The sequence below is a fragment of the Bacteroides sp. PHL 2737 genome, from assembly GCF_004115325.2.
Lineage (GTDB): Bacteria > Bacteroidota > Bacteroidia > Bacteroidales > Bacteroidaceae > Bacteroides > Bacteroides hominis.
This window is the reverse complement of sequence record NZ_CP040630.1, coordinates 4,731,632-4,749,051: the sequence shown is the minus strand read 5'-3', so window position 1 is coordinate 4,749,051 and position 17,420 is coordinate 4,731,632. Positions and strand designations below refer to the sequence as shown.

Annotated in this window: 13 protein-coding genes; 7 read left to right on the top strand and 6 right to left on the bottom strand. The window is 54.7% G+C overall.

What is annotated here, in order from left to right; translation table 11 throughout:
- Positions 1 to 107: 107 nt before the first annotated feature.
- Together DBK98_RS19685 and DBK98_RS19680 are read right to left on the bottom strand one after the other, a co-directional pair.
- Positions 108 to 203 (bottom strand): smalltalk protein, encoded by a 96-nt coding sequence (locus tag DBK98_RS19685; protein ID WP_005807693.1) that lies wholly within the window; start codon positions 201 to 203, stop codon positions 108 to 110.
- Positions 204 to 231: 28 nt separating this feature from the next.
- Positions 232 to 702, bottom strand: a complete 471-nt coding sequence (locus DBK98_RS19680; RefSeq protein ID WP_232307380.1) for an HU family DNA-binding protein — start codon at positions 700 to 702, stop codon at positions 232 to 234.
- A 381-nt stretch (positions 703 to 1,083) separates the two neighbouring features.
- Here DBK98_RS19680 and DBK98_RS19675 point away from each other — a divergent pair, with 381 nt between their 5' ends.
- Positions 1,084 to 1,329, top strand: coding sequence for a DUF4248 domain-containing protein (locus tag DBK98_RS19675; RefSeq protein ID WP_005807688.1), 246 nt, complete (start codon positions 1,084 to 1,086; stop codon positions 1,327 to 1,329).
- A gap of 18 nt (positions 1,330 to 1,347) precedes the next feature.
- On the opposite strand, the gene DBK98_RS19670 is transcribed toward DBK98_RS19675, so the two are convergent.
- The 4 genes from DBK98_RS19670 to DBK98_RS19655 all read right to left on the bottom strand — a co-directional run bounded on the left by DBK98_RS19670 (position 1,348) and on the right by DBK98_RS19655 (position 6,255).
- Positions 1,348 to 3,216 (bottom strand): bifunctional DNA primase/helicase, encoded by a 1,869-nt coding sequence (locus tag DBK98_RS19670; protein WP_032530680.1) that lies wholly within the window; start codon positions 3,214 to 3,216, stop codon positions 1,348 to 1,350.
- A gap of 334 nt (positions 3,217 to 3,550) precedes the next feature.
- Entirely contained in the window at positions 3,551 to 4,453 is a 903-nt protein-coding gene (locus tag DBK98_RS19665) for an Rpn family recombination-promoting nuclease/putative transposase (protein WP_032535710.1), read from the bottom strand.
- A 394-nt stretch (positions 4,454 to 4,847) separates the two neighbouring features.
- On the bottom strand, positions 4,848 to 5,825 hold the full coding sequence (locus tag DBK98_RS19660) for a Lin1244/Lin1753 domain-containing protein (protein WP_032535711.1): 978 nt from the start codon (positions 5,823 to 5,825) through the stop codon (positions 4,848 to 4,850).
- 115 nt (positions 5,826 to 5,940) lie between these two features.
- The gene (locus DBK98_RS19655) at positions 5,941 to 6,255 is read right to left on the bottom strand and encodes a hypothetical protein (protein WP_005807684.1); all 315 of its coding nucleotides are present in this window, start codon (positions 6,253 to 6,255) and stop codon (positions 5,941 to 5,943) included.
- A 564-nt stretch (positions 6,256 to 6,819) separates the two neighbouring features.
- Here DBK98_RS19655 and DBK98_RS19650 point away from each other — a divergent pair.
- The 6 genes from DBK98_RS19650 to DBK98_RS19625 all read left to right on the top strand — a co-directional run bounded on the left by DBK98_RS19650 (position 6,820) and on the right by DBK98_RS19625 (position 17,382).
- Complete coding sequence (locus DBK98_RS19650) at positions 6,820 to 7,266, top strand: hypothetical protein (protein WP_137570179.1); 447 nt, start codon at positions 6,820 to 6,822, stop codon at positions 7,264 to 7,266.
- A gap of 2 nt (positions 7,267 to 7,268) precedes the next feature.
- Positions 7,269 to 8,540, top strand: coding sequence for a DUF3575 domain-containing protein (locus DBK98_RS19645; RefSeq protein WP_050503169.1), 1,272 nt, complete (start codon positions 7,269 to 7,271; stop codon positions 8,538 to 8,540).
- Positions 8,537 to 9,553, top strand: a complete 1,017-nt coding sequence (locus DBK98_RS19640; protein ID WP_032535713.1) for a FimB/Mfa2 family fimbrial subunit — start codon at positions 8,537 to 8,539, stop codon at positions 9,551 to 9,553. Before DBK98_RS19645 ends, DBK98_RS19640 begins: the two co-directional genes overlap by 4 nt.
- 164 nt (positions 9,554 to 9,717) lie before the next feature.
- Positions 9,718 to 12,132, top strand: a complete 2,415-nt coding sequence (locus tag DBK98_RS19635) for a hypothetical protein (protein WP_137570178.1) — start codon at positions 9,718 to 9,720, stop codon at positions 12,130 to 12,132.
- Between the two features lie 133 nt (positions 12,133 to 12,265).
- Complete coding sequence (locus DBK98_RS19630) at positions 12,266 to 14,872, top strand: hypothetical protein (protein WP_033572582.1); 2,607 nt, start codon at positions 12,266 to 12,268, stop codon at positions 14,870 to 14,872.
- 149 nt (positions 14,873 to 15,021) lie between these two features.
- Positions 15,022 to 17,382 carry a hypothetical protein gene (locus DBK98_RS19625; protein ID WP_032535716.1) on the top strand — a complete coding sequence of 787 codons (2,361 nt, stop codon included), beginning with the start codon at positions 15,022 to 15,024 and terminating at the stop codon, positions 17,380 to 17,382.
- Positions 17,383 to 17,420 lie beyond the last annotated feature (38 nt).

Sequence of the window (17,420 nt, the reverse complement as noted above, 5' to 3'; positions counted from 1 at the left end):
AGATACAAAAAAAACTTCTGATGCACAATCATTGTGCATCAAAAGTCTTTTTTTTACCGTGGAGGGACACAGGGTCCCGCAGGGTATTCATGTCGATAATCGATCGTCTAAGGATTCATTGCGTTGACTCCCAATGCTCCGAGTATGGCAGTAGCCACGGCTATCACCACTTTCAGCACTTTGTGCCAGATTGTTTTTTTCATTGCTTCGTGTGTTTTAAAATATTCATTTTTATGCCGTCGGATCATCTACAATATCTCCGTCGCCGGAGGGCGTTTCACTCTTGATGTAGAACGACACATTGTTCTCTCCTCCGCGGGTGGTAGCCGTGCTGTCGTTTGCCAGTCGCAGGCTGTTGTCCACGGCAAAGCGGATATGCACACGCCTGATACCCTTTACGGTACACTCTTTTTCCGTTTCCGTTCCGGCGGAAGTCAGCGTGATGTAGAACGTACCGAGCCCGTCCACCTTCACTTTGTTTCCCTCCACCAGCGACTTTTTCAGTTGCCGGACGAATGCCTGCATGACGTGTGTCACGTCTTCCGCGCTCAGGGCTCCGGTGATTTCTATCTCTTTGGCGATGGAGGCGATGGTAGCTGTTTTGGAGCTGCCCGGCTCTTGTTTCAGATAATACTTTTGGGGCGACGATTTGTCGCTCAGATCTTTGTAGCGCTGATAGCGCATCACAGGTACTGCCATAATAAAATGTTTTTTGGATTCATAAAATGTTTTCTTTCTGTAATACATCAAGGCCTTTCTGATTACGATGTAAAGGTAGTACTTATGCTTTATCCCACAGGCTGTCCGGGGCAAGATGCGGGCATTGGCGGCTCTTTGGTCCCGTAAGTGCCTTTTTGAAGATAAAAACGGACAAGAAGCCTTGCCCGTCCACTGCTTTTTTAGTATCTTAGTACTCTGAATCAATAAGTGTCACAAAGCAAAAATGAATCCGGTTCACCACAGAGTACACGGAGGACACAGAGTTTTAAATTCTTGTTTATTAAGATATTTAAGAGAAAAATATTCTCTGTGTCCTCTGTGTCCTCTGCGTCCTCTGTGGTGAACCCAACTCAAAAAAACAGTATGGAAAAGAAACCAGAAACCACAGAGAAAAAGTTCCGGATAAAGAGTTATGGCAAGTCCGAACTGGCCTCGCTCTATATGCCCGAAATCAGTCCTAAGAGTGCCGCAAGCGAATTGCGCAAATGGATCGGCAAGTCTCCCGGTCTGACGGAGGCCCTTTCCGCTACCGGGCTGCGTACTAAAGACAAGCGCTATACGCCCGCCCAGGTGGAACTGATCGTAGAGGCGATCGGCGAACCGGGATGACGATGGCGGGGCGGCCTTTCACGGCAGGAAATCGAGTGTTTTTTCAGTCTCCGCATTTCCGCCCATTCCGAACCAGTGTTTGGAGTCGAACTGTGTGTTCCGTATCCGGTCGCCGGTGCGTTCCGCCGTGGCGTCCTCTTCGCAGGGTGAGTATCGCCCGTTGACCGGGTTGAACACAAAGCTGCACTCGCCGATATTCCCTAAATGGCGGAATTTCACTTTTTTCACGTGTACCCGTGTCACCCCTGCCTGCCGGTCGCGCTCTATCACCAGTCCGAAGTCACATTTATTGACGAATGCCGCCGATCCGTTGATGTCCTGCAGCGTGGGTACGGGCAGGCGTTTCGTCAGCGGGTCTGTCTGCATCTTGCGTGGATGTGCCACGAGGATGACGAGGCATTGGTGCCTTTGTGCGAAGTTTGCCAGCAGGTCGAGGAATGCCGAGATATATTGCGTTTCCGTCTGTCCGCCCGGGATGCGGTGTTCCAGCCGGTTGAAAGGGTCCAGTACCAGTATGCGGATGCCCCGCCTCCTCACCAGTTGGCGTGCCCGTTCCAGTATCGATTCTACGGTGAAATCTTCTTTGGGCAGGATGCTCGAAATGTTTTCCGCCAGATAGCGTTGCGCTTTCTCGTAGAGCATTTCGGTCATCAGTCCCTTGCGGAAACGCTGTCCGGTCAGTTTTTCGGTCAGTTTGGCCAGGTGATAGGGGAGGGGTTGGTTTTCGGGGCTGAAATAAGCTGTCCGCCATTGGTGGTTGAGGCAGAGGCGCAGCACCAGTTCGTCCGTGAACTCCGATTTTCCGTCGCCCGGGTGTCCCGTGATGACGCAGAGCCTTCCGGTCTCGAAGGTGCAGAGGTCGTCCAGGTTCTTCAGTCCCGTTTCCGCTCCCCGTGACAGTCCGTTTTCAAAAAGTATGCGCATCTCTTCGTCCACATCGGCCGCTGTATATACGCCTTCCAACGGCATCTCCGGAGCGTCGGCAAGCGCCTGCGACAATGCTTCCGGACCTGCCTTTACCAAGAGCTCGTTGGCGTCTTTGCACCCTTCGCCGTAGCTGACCACCCTGCAACGTTCGCGTCCCAGGCGGCGGAGCAACTCCTGTTTCAGTTCTTCCCCTTTCGGGTCGGCATCGCCGGCTATGTAGATCACCCGCTTATCTTCGAAATGGCTGTCCACAAAGCGGTCCATCCACTTCAGGTTACGGTTGGCACCTCCGGGCACCGATATCACGTCAGTGCGCCCTGCCGTGACAAAGGCGGCTGCATCCAACTCTCCTTCGGTGATGATACATTCCGGGGTGCCTTTGATGCCGTCGATGTTGTAGGGAATCAGTTCCGCTCCGGTGAGCATTTTGAAGTGTTTATGGAGCGTGGCACGGAACTTGATGTTTACCAGCCGTCCCTCTTCCAGATAGTTGAAGCAGAGACAGGGTTCTTCAAGTCCGCTTTGGGGCATGTATTGCACCGACGAGGTGATGTGCAGTTGTTCCGCCGCGTGTGCACTGATGTGGCGTTCGTCCGCCAGCCATTTCAGTTGCACCGGAGTGAGAGGGGTTTCGTTGGCAGGTTTTTGGGGATGTTGGGGGGCAGCGGTGCCGTCCGGGGCTGTTGGCCGGGGGCTTGTCCGGTTTCTTTCGGCGGGGAAGTCCACCAGCGGATCTCCTGTCTTTCGTCCGCCATGCTTTCCGCTTCCGTCGTCTGCCACTCCGCTCCATCCGCAGTAATGGCATTTGTAGAGTCCTGAGTCCAGGTCCACCGAAAGGGACTTGTCACTTTTGTTGCTTCTCTGCCCGATACATCGGGGGCATTTGGTCTTGATGTGGCCTGCTGTGCGGCCGTAGGCATCAAATTCGATGCCGAGTTCACGAAAATTAAATGATTTCATGGTCGATTTCCATTTGTTTTTAGGCGTTTGCTCTAAACTTGCCGGAAACGGAAATCTGGGTAATGGTTTTGATTTCACCACAGAGGACACAGAGGGCACAGAGAGATTAATTGGCTGCGCTCTGTAGTAAGTTTTCAGACAAAAGAACATAAGAACACATAAAGGATAATTTGTTCTTTTGTTCTTATGTCCAAAAAACTTGGTGATACTTTGTGGTGAGTTTTCAGACAAAAGAACATAAGAACACATAAAGAATCTTTTGTTCTTTTGTTCTTTTGTTCATCTGTCTAAAAAAAACTCTGTGCTACTCTGTGTTACTCTGTGGTGAGTATCCTTAAGATAGCTTTTCTATTTCTTCAATGGGCAGGCCCGTTATTTGGTGAATGGTTTCGGGCGGGAGGTTCAGTGATTTCATCTTTCGGGCGTTTTCTCTTTTCTCTTCGATCCGTCCTTTCTCAAATCCTTCCTGTCTGCCTTCCTGTCTGCCTTCTTGTCTGCCTTCCAGTGCGGCTGTACTCAGCACGTCATTTTGTATCATGACAGCATTGATATGCTCGTCATACGCCAATCGTTCTTTTTTATCCATGTTGTAATAAATCAGTTTCCGGCGTGCCTCTTCCAGTCCGGGTGCTTTTGTATCCGGGCGGATGATACCGGTTTTGAGATATTCAATCCATTCTTCGAGGGGAGTGACGGCTACTTTGTTGAATTCGTTCACCCGGATCAGGAAGTATTCGGGGAAGATTTCGGCAGGCAGTTTCCGTATGATGGCGTTCTTCTCTTTAGTGGTCACTTCAAGGAAGTCTCCTGTATGTACCCCCACGAAAGTGTTCTGCCCGTGATACAGGTAGTCGTTTCCCCGTCCGATGTCGAAATAGAGTATGCTGACGGAGTACACCTTCTTCACCTCGGAGTAGAGTTCTCCCAGTTCGATATGCTCTGTGATGGCCTTTGCCACTCCGAAGAGGATTCGCTCCAGATAATAGATTTCGCGGGTGTTCTGCACCTCTACGATGATGATTTCGTCTTTGCTGTTCCGGGCCTTGATGTCCACGCGGTTGAATTTCTCGTTTTCGCACTGTTGGTTTCCTTCACTTTCCAGTATCTCTACGATGCGTATCGGTTCGTTCAGCAGCACTGTGAGGAAACCCTCCAGCACGCCGAAGTTGGCTTTATTGCGCAACAGCCGTTTCACCGCCCAGTCAAATCGGATATATCTGTCTGTATAATCCATTATCGTACCTCCTCTTTGTATTCATATCCCGCAAATATAGCTTTTAAAAGGGATGATTCCAAATTAGAGCCTGTTTAATTTATCACAAAGTCTCACACAGAGATTAATTGGCTGCGCCCTGCCTGTTTTCAGACAGAAGAACAAAAGAATACATAAAGAATAATTTGTTCTTTTGTCTAAAAAAACTCTGTGTTACTCTGTGGTGAGTTTTCAGACAAAAGAACATAAGAACACATAAAGAATAATTTGTCCTTTTGTTCTTTTGTCTAAAAAAAACTCCGTGTTACTTTGTGGTGAATGTCCGTTTCCGATAAGTCAAAGAGCGATATTAGTTTTCTTTACGTTTCCTGCCGGCAGAGACCGTTCTCCCTGCCGCCATTAGTCTCCGGTGGTGCCGTCATTCCGTCCACTTCCCCGACTCGGAGCTCCACACGGCGTTCTCCGACGGGCGGGGCGGTGCTTCGTCCGGGATGTGCTCTCCGCAATAAGAGCGGGCTCCTGTCAGCGGGTCGCGCTGCTCAAAGCGGTAAGCGTCTGCTCGGCGTTCGGTTGTTTCCAGGCGGTTCAGCACAGTGTCCAGCGCCTGCCGGGTGGCAGAGCCGCGACGGATGAAGTTGCTGAAGTAACTTTTGGCGTCGGCTATGGAGAAGAGGGTTTGCTCTTTGCCATACGTCACGATATGTTGCTTGAAGAATGTCCGGATGTGTGGCAGCAGCTCCATGAAGCGGAAGCCCATGCCTGAGTGCATGGCCTGCACCTCCAGCCACGACTGTTCGCCGAAAGCACTCTCCACGTATGTTTCCCAGCTTTGCGGCGAGGGCTGTCGGGGCGGTTCCGTTATTGGGACGGAAGGAGGCTCGGGGGCAGCCCTGATTATCTCTTCTTCTTCTTTTTCTTTTAATATATTCTTTTTCTTACACCGTGTTGCGGTGAAACGCCCGTTGGCAGCACGTTTCACGGTGACTTTCACCCCACCCGCGGTGGTGGCTCCGGCAACCGCAGTCCCGGTTGCAGCGGATTCTCGACGGTCCGTCCCGGTTGAAATGCGGTTCCGGACGGGGGTATCCGGTTCGGTGTTCATCTCTTCGTCGAGATAGATGCTTGAGAAGCTGCGCCCGCTTTCGTCTTCCGCGTAGAGGCGGAACAGGCGGAAGTCGCACACTATCTTTTGCAGCTTTTCCGGGGATACATTCCAGCGGCGTGCCAGTGCAGGCAGTGAAGCAAAGGCGCAGCGATACCCCTCGTGTTGTCGTAACTCGGCCAGCAGGACGGTATAAATACCTATGCCTTCTATGCCGTTCTGTTCGCATAGGGCGATCACCCGGTCGTCGGACATCATGCTGACGCGATAGCGGAAAAATAATTCGTATTTCATAATAGTGCAAGTTAAATGATTTGATTCTGTGCAGAATGCTTTCTTTCAAACCTATTCTGCAGCAGCAAAGGTAGGGCTTCGGGTGCGTATTTCCATATAATCCTCCGGGGCCGTTCTACGCCTTCCGGAGTGTTTCTTCATTGTTTTTCTCTTTCATCTCGTTCCAGAGCTTAAACAGCTCTCTTTCAATGTATTCCTCCGATACGGACTGTTGGGGACGGTAGATGCTCCGGAAGTCATAGGCACGGCATAGCTGGTGTGTCAGATGGGGGATGAACGGCTTGTCCGGATCGAAGGTATCAAGACTGACCGCATTCCGGAGAGCAAACGTAAGTAACTGATTTCTTTCTCTTTGTATGACAATTCGATCCTCTTTCGTAGAGTAAATCTTGTTACATACTTCCAGAATCTCTTCCGGGTCTTCAAACACTAATTTCAGGCTTCCTTCGTTGATTTCAGCCTCACATTTAAAAAAAATTCTTTCTTCATTCTTTTATTATTATTTACAATAAATGAAGCTGCAAAATTAAGGTATATTAGTGAAATACGAACATATTAAGAGAGACGATAACGTTGTTTAACAATTTTGGAAACTTCATATACATTATTATATATCATTGATTATAAGTGTGGTATTGAAGTATTAGTGTTTCAAAAAACGTACGTCTTTTGGCACAAAAATAATGTCTTCTTTTTGTTTATCCAAATAATTTATAAATAATATTTTTTGAAAAATATGTTTTATTCTGTCAAAAGCCGTGTTGGTGGGTGCTTTCGCTTGTTTGGAACTTCTGCTCAATGGCCGATGGACTTGAAAAGCTGATACATAGAGATACAGGCGAAAAGACGAAAAAACAGTGTTTCAAAAGACGTACGTTTTTTGAAACACAAACGAAACGGTATGAATTATAGTTTTGAGACTAAGTGGATTGAATATCAAGATGTTAAATCCGATTTTCGATTCTGTGAATACACTTGTCCTGCACAAAACTGCATGGAAGAGAACTCAGGTGAACAGTTCCTCCTGCTTTTTCTGCAGCGGGGAGTGGCAGTGGTGTCTTTGCCGGATAGCGGCATGGAGACGGAAGTCAGATCCAAACAAATGGTATTTATTCCTTCGTATACCCGTTGGTTGGTTTCTGCCCAAGAGTGCTGTTATTTTCTTTGTGTCAGTTTCCGGCATTTGCGTCATGCTCCTTTCCGTCCTTTTTTACAAGCACTTGAAATGGTGGCCGATCAGATAACCTATCGTTTTGGAGTTTTGCGTATGTGCCCTGCAGTGTGTGAACTGGTGACCGATTTACGCCGGCAACTTTGCACCGGCAGTTCCGATTGGCCCTTTGACCCTTTCGATATGTTTCTCGCAGTGTATGTGCACTATCCTTTCGAAGACTTGGCACGTTTTCATTATCCCTATCTGAAAAATCTGAAAAACGAGTGAATATGAACCGGATACTTATCTCTATTCTTATGTTGGCAATCGGGGTGTTACCCTTTCGGGCCCAGCAACGGTTGGCGTTGAAGGTGAACTTGCTGCATGCGGCTACCACCACGCCTAACCTCGGAGTGGAGTATGCCTTTTCGCCTCGTATGAGTGCGGAGATCTGGGGCGCCTACAATCTGATTGATTTCCGGGGAGACTTCAGTTTGAGGCATTATCTGGCTGAAGTGGAGACGCGTTATTGGTTCGATCGTCCGTTTAGCCGCCACTTTGTGGGGGCACATGCTTTGGCGGGGCGGTTCGATGTGGGCGGCATCCCTTTTATACATGCGCTGAAACACCATCATTATCGGGGTACTGTCTATGGAGGCGGGCTCACTTATGGATATTATCACCGACTGGCGGGACGTTGGGGGATAGAGGCGTCGCTCGGTGTGGGATATGCCCTTCTGAAGTACGATCGTTATCGTTGCCGGGGATGCGCTGTGATGGAAGCACGTTTTAAGCGACATTATTGGGGGCCTACCCGTGCGGCGGTTTCCCTGGTTTATCGTCTGGGATGCCCGCCTGCCGCTACGGCTCCGTCCGATGCACGTACTGCCTACGAAATGTCGCTCCGCAACCGGCGCGAAGCGGATAGTCTCCGCCTGGTGCTGAGTCGGATAGAAGAACAGAACGAACGTTATCGCCGGGCATTGGACAGCCTGCACGCCGGACGCGATACACTCACGGCATCGGGCAACCTGCGGTTAGAGTCGGGGCGGGGCGTGATGTATATCCAATACCCGGTCAATGTCACCCGGGTGTTGCCTGCTTTCTCCACTAACCGGAGGGAGCTGGCGCGCATCGACAGCCTGCTGCGTCCTCTGCTGGCGGATACTACAGTGACGGTGCGCTCCATCCGGCTCACCGGCTATGCTTCGCCCGAGGGACGTTATGATCATAATGTGAATTTGGCTAACCGCCGCATTGTGGGTGTGATGGAATATCTGAGCGAGGTATATGATTTGCCTAATCATTCGGTATTCAATCTGAAAGCGGTTGCCGAGGATTGGGAAGGGCTTGAAGAGATGGTGATCCGCCGAAATCCGTCGTGGGCGGCGGATGCCTTGCGTATCATCCGCGAAGTGCCTCTTTTTGACGGACGTGAACTGCGGCTGATGGAGATAGGACACGGTGATCCTTACCGGACGATGTTGAAGGATTGGTTCCCCGGACTGAGGCGCACTGAGTTTGTGGTGGAATGGGAAAGAAAAAAAAGTGAGCAACCTTGAAAACAACGACAGACATATTTGCAACTTTAAGCGCTTCTCCTTCTGCTTTCCTGCGGCGGAAGGAGGTGTGGAGGCATTGGAAGTGGCCGGCTTTTGTATACCTCCTCTTCCTGGCTTCATGTACCCTGGAGTATGAAATGCGGACATGTCCCTACAATGTGCTGATACATTATGTGACTTCCGACGGGCGCGGCTTTGCTACGGGAGATTATCCGGTGGAGGACTTCCGCCAGTTTGTTTATACCGAGGACAGTGTGCTGGTGGGAGAGTTTCCGGGTGATTCGTGCGAGGCGGGGGTGGGCATGCTTACACTGCCGCCCGGCACCTACCGGCTGGTGGTGTGGGGCAATGCGCCCGGCGGAAGTTGCCGTATGGAGGAGATAAATCCGCACGGTAGCCGTATGGAGGACGGCAGGCTGCATGCCTTGCCCTATGGTGGCAAAGAGGCTTCGGCGGAGTATGCCAACGTAGGCAGGCTTTATTATGGAACCGCTACATTCAAGGTATCCGAATATGGAGTGAACGAGTTGACCGTGGGGCTGATGCATGCCCATGCCCGGCTTAACCTGACAGTGGAGTGGAAAGACGACATCCCTGCGGAGGTACGTTCGGCCCGGTCGCCGGTGATGCGCCTGCGCGGATTGCATACCGCCTACCACTTCTGCGGCGGCGAAACCTGGGGAGATTATACCTTCCCGAAGCAGGATACCGGTGTACCTCTGTCGGTCTATCGGGCTGCTGCCGTCATCGAGTCCGGTTTTCAGGTCAAGGCATCCTTTGTCACCCTCCGCCTCACCGACGGGAGCCGTCTCGTACTGGAGCTCACCGAACAAGGAGAAGGGTTGATGAAAGAGATAGACCTCAGCCGCTATTTCGATGTCATGGGCATCGGGCTGAGCCGGAACATTTGTCAGGAGTTCGATCTCACGGTGCGGATCGGCAAAGACCAGACGCTGATTATGCAAACCCACCCCTCCGGATGGCAGGAGGGAGGAAGCATAGGGGCCAATTAGACGGAATGGAAATGAAAAACTAAAATAGAAATGAATAGAGTTCACCACAGAGTACACAGAGGACACAGAGTTTTAATCTCTTGTTTATATGGATGTTTAAGAGAAATATATCCTCTGTGCCCTCTGTGTCCTCTGTGGTGAATAATACTCAAAACCAGATGAAAATGAATACGAAACGATCTTTACTAACATCCCTCTGCTGTTTTCTGCTTGCCGCCTGTACGGTAGAGGTGGAGCAGGGGGGAGCGTCCGGGAGCGGACAGATAACGTTGCGCCCCGGAGAGATGGAAGCCAGTATCCGGCTCTCCGGCCTGGGTGGAGGTGGCGGAGTGCCCGTCAGCCGGGCGGCTACGGATGCGGTGGTGCTGCCGGGCGAAAACGAGGTGAAAGAATTGCTGGTGTATTGCTTCGTCAATATCCGGCAGGACGGGACGGTATTCTCCGAAGAGGAGATGGAAATGCTGAGTTCTTCCGGGGAATCGACCCTGGAGCGTGTCTACCGCTATACGGAGGGAGCGGCGGACAATGACCTGTTGCTGACCTCCGACGGGGATGGCTACCGGGTCACGTTCGGTGTGCCCAGAGACGAATACCGCCGTTGCTTCAAGCTGGTGGCGAATGGGGGCGGTGTGCCTGCCGATGTGGTGGCGGTCTCCATTAAGGACAGCGGCACGGGTGCGCTTGCCGACCGCAGCACGGCCACCCGTTTCGTGAGTGTGGGTTGCCCGCAGTTCTTCCCGGCCGGAGGGCGGGAGGGCACCCCGCTTAGCCTGGCCCCCATCGCCTGCCCCCTCTGCATGATGGGAACCGGATACTGGCGGCAGGAACTGACGGGAGGAGGCTATCAGGAGAAAAACTACTTTACCGCCGAAAAGCTGGCGCAAGGCGTCTGGGTGGATCTCGCCCGGCAGGCGGCGCGCTTTGACATTGACAATCCCGCCGCCTCCGGTTTCGAGCTCCGCTCGGTCAAGGTCAGCGACATCGGTGAGTGGATGTTCAACGCGGAAGGGAGAGAACAGATTTCCACCCGCGGATACTATCCCGATCTCCCTGTGGAGAACGCCGAATTTCTCCCGGCGGTGTTCTATCTGCCCCAGCTTCAATATTGGGGCGGAACAGGCAATGACGGCGGCACGCTCAAGATCGAACTGGCGGGCGTGCTCTACGGGGTGGAGACGACGCTGGTCATTACCGACGGCCGAAGCTGGTTCAAGCCCAACACCCGCTACCTGATAACCATTAAGAATTCCGCCGGAAACGCGGTGGCGTCTCTCCGTGCCATGCCCTGGGACGATGGGCACGGCATCGAGGGCGATGTCTTCGGGAAACTGAACGCCGGGGTGACGGTGGCGCTGAATGCCGATATGCCCGAGGCCGGCAGCATAGCGGAAATAGATGCCGACAACCGGGTGATCCATTTTTCCCGGCTTTCGGGCAGCCGCGGAAGGGCAGCGACAGACCTTTTGCCCCTGATCACCTTTACCGGAGCTGCCGGAGACGCGAACCCTATCGGCGTGATCATGCCGGCGGATGCCCCCCTGTTTTCGATGGGAACGGCAAGTACCGCTACAGGCACCTACGTCGTGCCGTTGAGGCTGGCCAAGTCGGATGCCGCTTCGGGAAAGCAGTTGATGGAAAGTTTCCGGGCTCCCGAAACCTATAAGATCAGCCTCGTGACTCACCGTACGGACGCCGCTACCGGGGCGAAAACCCAGCAGGTGGACGAATATACCCTGAAGGTGGACTATCTGCTGCCATCCCTGCTGAACACTGTTTTGGGCGATGCTGCGGGGGCTGCGCAATACTTTCCGCCTGTCACCATCACTCCGCCCGACGACACGTGGCGGGTGGACGAGGTGAATCATAAAATCACTCTTCCCGTCTTTCCCTATTCGGGAAGCATGCCTTTCGTGCTGGAAGATGCGGGATTCGCGTCCGGCTGGACAGAACAGGCCAGATGGCTGGAGTGGCAGAGGAAGATAATGATGGGTGAGGGTCAGAGTCAGAACTTTCTCCTGATGTCCGACAATTTCCACAGCTCCGTGCCCCGCACCGGGAGCCTGACACTCCGGTGCTGGAACAGTACTACCAACCGATTGGAGACTACCGTCTATACCCTGGAGCAGGAGGCGGGAGGGGGAGACACGACGAAGCTCACCTCCGCCGGCTATGAAGTGGATTGTTCCCAGACGGCGAATAGCGGAGCGGTCACCGGTGTCTCCTGCTCCGGAAATACGCTGAGCATTGCCAATAATGGAGGGGTGGCTAATTCTGATGGATACTGCGTAAGTATCCGCAGCAAAGACCGGAATCCCATCCTGGTGGAGATTGTGCAGGGGGCCGCGTGGATGAAGTTGGTACCTTGTTCGCGAAGGATAGACGGAACGTCTGATGGCGATACTGCCGATGTCGGCCACTACATGATGGGGCTGTATATAGATGCCAACAGCGCGTCCTCAGCCCGCACCGGACGGATCAACATCAGCTACCACGACGGGAGCGGCGGACTGAAAACCGAAACGCTCACCGTCAGCCAGGGGAAGAACAGCGGGCCCCTCGGTACTTGGAGCGGCTTTTAACGCTAATAGAAATGAATACGGTTCACCACAGAGGACACAGAGGACACAGAGTTTTAATCTCTTGTTTATTAGGATATTTAAGAGAAATATATTCTCTGTGTCCTCTGTGGTGAACATCAAAAACATACATATTATGAAACAAACTACGATGGCTCTTCTGGCAGGTATCTGCCTGCTGCTGTCCGGGTGCACTGCCGACGGCATACCCGGATCGGAAATCAACGGGGATGTCCGCCTGCGTCCCGGAGAGCAGGCGGTGATGTTCAGCCTCGACGGAATTAGCTCCGGCGGAGGCGTGCCTGTCAGCCGTACGGAGGCGGATGCGGGAGAGACGATCGCCGGCGAGAACGAGATACAGGCGTTGCGGATATACAGTTTTGTCAATACTTCGGGCAGCGAGTCCGATGCTTCGACGCTCACTCTGGAGCGGATTTACAGTTATGAGCAGGGCGGGGCCGCCAATGACTTTACGCTCAGCCCCCAGGCGGGTGGCTATAGGTTTGGTATCGGGGTGCCCGAGGATGCCTACGAGCGACGCTTCCTGATGTTGGCTAACACGCCTGCGCCGGCGGACCTCACCGCGGTGGCCGCTACGGAGGCCGACCGTTCGTCGGCCACCCAATTGAGCGGGGTACTGACACGGCAGACCGCCGTCGCCGCCGGGCCGCCCGCCGCGCTGGCGGCTCCTTTCCCGATGTCGAGCAACGTGCCCAAACCGGTGCTGATGAACGACGGAACCTATCGGTATGACGACGGGGCAGTCTTCACCGCGGCCGACCTTGCCGGGGGGCTGAAGGTGAAACTCAGGCGGCGGGTGGCACGCATCGACATCAGTAACCCGTTTGTCAGCCGGTTTGTCCTGAGCGGGCTGAGCTATACCCGGCAGGACAAGGCAAATTTGTTCGACAGAGCAGTGGGAAGTACGTCAGCCACTGCCGCCATAGAGTTGCCACTGACGGATGCCGAATGGCTGCCTGCGGCGGTATACAGTTTTCCGGGAGCCTTCACGCTCACCTTGAAGGGGACTTATCTGGGCGCGGAGACCACCGTGTCCATCCCTGCCGCTGTGCTGGAGGCAAATTCCCGTTACGTGGTGCGCGTCAAAAGTGCCGAAAACAATGTGGCCGCCACCCTCGAGGTGTTGCCTTGGGACGAGGGGGCGGATATCGACGCCGAGGTGACGGCGACGACCTACAATACCGAGGTGGCCTCCGTCACTGGGCGGTTGCCGACCGGGACCGGGCTCGGGCCCATCGTGTCTTGCTTCGGGCTGGTAGAGCTGCCGACGCGGACGGTCCGTGTGGCGCAGGAATCGTATACCTGCGTTGCCGGGCGCGGGGGATTGATGTCCGAGGCGCTGTCCGATGCCGTCCCGGCCACCGAAGAGTGGGTGGCGAAGGAGTTCGTGCCGGCCGGATCGGACCGCACGTACCAGATCGTGAGTTATCCCTTCGTCCGCTTTACCGGCGCATCGGGCAATTCCGACCCGATAGGTGTCATCCTCTCGGCGCCGCTACAGGGCCGCGTCAAGGTGGTGCACAGTCAGACCGATGATAATACCGCCGAAGTGAGGCTTTACCTGATACCCACCGAAGAAGAGGTGGCCGACCTGAGGGAAACGGGAAGCGGCCCGATGCGTTCCGTCTCCGTGTGGCAGAGGAGAGTCCCGACGGCTCCCGCCACCTTCACCCTGGTGCTGCAAGACGCGGCCACCGGCGCTTTGCGCTACGAAGACTGGAGGGTGGTGGAAGACTGCTTCAGCTATGGGGCGGAGGAAAACACGTCCATTCCCCGGGAGTGGCCCGCGGGGGGGAGCCTGCGCGATACCCCTTCGTGGCTATCCCGGCCTTGGACACTGGACGAAGCCACTCCCATCCTGCTCTCTCCCTATATGGGGGAGGTCAGCCTGTGCCTCGACCCTGAAACGGCGCAGGGTGGCGTGGGGACGGCAAGGACGGCGGCGGAAGCGGCTTTGAGCCCCGAGTCCGACGGATCGGCCTACGTCGAGACGCTGGGCGACCCATGGGCGGCGGTCTTCCTGGAAGATGTGCTGGACATCGGCGCCCTGATACCCCGGCGGCGGATACTGACCGCAGTGCGGGATAACCTGACCGGTGCGGAACGGCGGGCCGTGCTTGTGGTGCGCCGTAACACGCATTCCGGGTCCTCCGGCACCGGTGGCGGGGGTGGGGACATAAGGCCTCTCTCGACGACCGTTGCCGACCCGACGGTGCTGGATGGCGCACAATTGGAGGAGCGGCGCTACACGCTGGTGCAACCCCCGGTGTCTGCCGCGGTGTACGCGCGGATGGCGTCGTCGGCCGGGCTCCGGTTGGGAAACGGCTATCCGGTGGACGAGCTCTACATGGATGGAAACACCATCTACGTGGGCAAGAGGAATACCCGGTGGACGATATCCGATCCCTGCCACGTGGTCAGCGAGGGCCGGAAGCCGGTGAGGGTCATCATCCCCACGGGGTGCGGCTGGCTGTACGAGAGCCTTGTATATGCAGGCCGGGGGGATGTCTTGATGGGTGGCGGAGGCGAGGGGGACGGTCCCCCGCCCGGCTTTGTCCGCCAGCTGCGGCTGCTGCCCAACGAGACGGGCGCGGACCGCAGTGTCAGCTTCAGTGTGCAGACTTATGAAGGAGGAGCAATCCGGACATCGACTTATACGCTGGTGCAACGCCCCATATATCAGGCGGATTCTTCGGGAGGCGGAAGCTTGCTTTCTCGGTAACGGAATAGAAATGAATACAACTCACCACAGAGGACACAGAGGACACAGAGTTTTTAATCTCTTGTTTATATGGATGTTTAAGAGAAAGATATTCTCTGTGCCCTCTGTGCCCTCTGTGTCCTCTGTGGTGAATAATACTCAAAACAATTATGAAACAGACTATACCTATTATTTTTCTCACCGCTTTGCTCACCCTGGGCGGTTCCGCCTGTTCCGACGTATCGGAGCAGGATGGTTTCCTCCCGGTCTCCCCGGCGGACGGTGAGCGGATCGTGAATCTTTCGCTTACCGGGCTGGCAGGTGGAGGCGCCGTGCCTACCCGTGCGGGTAACGAAAGCCTGACACTGGCGGGAGAGTGTGAGGTGAGGTCGCTCACCGTCTATTGCTTTGTGAGCTGGGACGGAACTACGGAGCAGACAGATGTGACGAACTTCAAGCACGAACGGACGTACCGCTATGAGGCGGGCGGAACAGACAATGACTTCCTGTTGCTGCCCGATGCCGACGGATATCATGCCGGTATCGGGGTGCCCGAAGGGGACGCGCACCAACGGGCCTTCCTGGTGTGCGCCAACCGCGGGATAGCCAACCCGCCCGGGGATTGGGCAAACCTGACTTATGGCACTGCAATCAGCACCTTCAAGTGGATACCCGATCGGGAATCGGGCGGGACGGCGTATCTGCCTCCGGCATGTCCGCTGCTGCCCATGAGCGCGAAAGTGACCCACCGGGTGATCAGTTCCGACGGGGTGATAAGCGATGATCCCGTTTTCAGCCCGCAGCAACTCGATCGGGGGCTCTCGGTGCGGCTGGTGCGCGGGGTGAGCCGCATCGATATTGTGAATCCCGACATTACGGGATACCGGGTGGAGGGGATACAGGTGAAAGCTGCGGCGGAAATGGCTCTTTTCGCTGAACCGGCGGGCGCTGCTGTAACGGAATATAAGGCCGTTCCGCTATCCGTCACTGCCGTACAGACTGCCGGAGCCTGCTACCTTTTTCCGCTCAAAGCAGATACGGAGGTGGAGATCGGCCTCACCGGGAAGTTGATGAACAACGAACTGCCGCTGACGGCACGGGGCATCATGAAGCCCAATACCCGTTACTTGCTGCGGGTGCGGAACGACGATGCCAACCTGGGGGTAAGCCTCGAGGTGGCGGACTGGGACGAAGGGAACGGAATAGATACCGGCGATCTTTCGGACAGGCTCAACGCCGGATGTACAGTGGAGGTGGCACCGTCGGCAACGGGTGTGACGGTGGCAGGTACCACTATCACACTGAGGGACGGTATTCTGAGGGAAGCGAATCCTGCCATTGTCACCCTGACCGGAGCCTCGGGAGATACGAAACCGATCGGGATTCAAATTCCCGAGGGATGTGACTGGCTGGCGGCCGGGACGGGACAGGTAACCGGCAACCCTTCATCGGAAACGTTTCAAACTACTTTAGAGATGAAGCAACCTGCCGTAACCCGTACGGTTAGAGCCGGAATAGGCGGAGGTTCTTTTGTTACCGTCGGCAACGATTATCCGTTGCGTGTGCCTGTCAGCTTTGTGTACGAAAAAGACGGGAAGACCTGCTTTGTGGAGTATACAGTCTGTCTGGAACCGGCAGCGGCGCACAGTCCTGCGTTGGCTTCGGTGGAGGTCCGGGGAGTGGGGCTGATGAAGGATCTGTGTCGTGTCGATCCGGACGCGCGGGTCATCCGCTTGCCGGCGTTTGGAGGTGCTGCGTTCCGGGTGATCGGGCACGAGGTGGTTACGAGAGCGACAGGCGGGGGCGGCGATTCCTATCTGGAATTTTTTGCCCGGGAAGATTATGACTGGGTGAAGAAGGTATCGGTGCCATCACCCGGTGCGGTTAGCTTATACTTCCGGGTGGATGAAAACAGGACCGGACACCCTCGTGAAGCCACCTTCCGGATGCGCTATCGGGATGCGAACAACGGTGACGCACCGGTGGAGGCCGATTGGCTTGTGGTGCAGGAAGCCGATCCGGACCCGGCACAGATGGCCGATGACGTGGAGGTGAGACTCCCGCTGCGCGAAGCCGGCGAACTCCGGATGGAGGGAAGTGAAATCCGGGTTGCCATGCGTGACCCGATCCGTGTGGGAGATGATGAATTCAATAAGGTAAAATTCTATGAAACGTACATCCAGATCCTTCGGGAGAGTGGGCCTGCCGCAGCCGGAAAGCGATTAAAGGCCATTGTGAACAGGATTGAGTTGACTGTCACCGAGGGTGGGGTGAATGATAATCCCTTCTGTGTAGGCTTGCTCTATCCGGCGCTGTCCGCACCGGTGAAGGTGACTGTCGATGCGTCCTGGCTGCATGCCGGTTACGAAGTGACCGCTCCTTGCATCAGCCTGAAGGCGGATTTGTATGTGCCTGTGACGGTAGAGGAGATAGGCAACCTGCCTCCCCGCACGGCGACGGTCAGCGTGGAGCTGCGCAATGGTGAAACACGCAAGCTGACTGTGAGGCAAGAACCCCACGGTGTAAAATGATTCTTTTACAACAGATAGTATTAACACACTAAAAAACG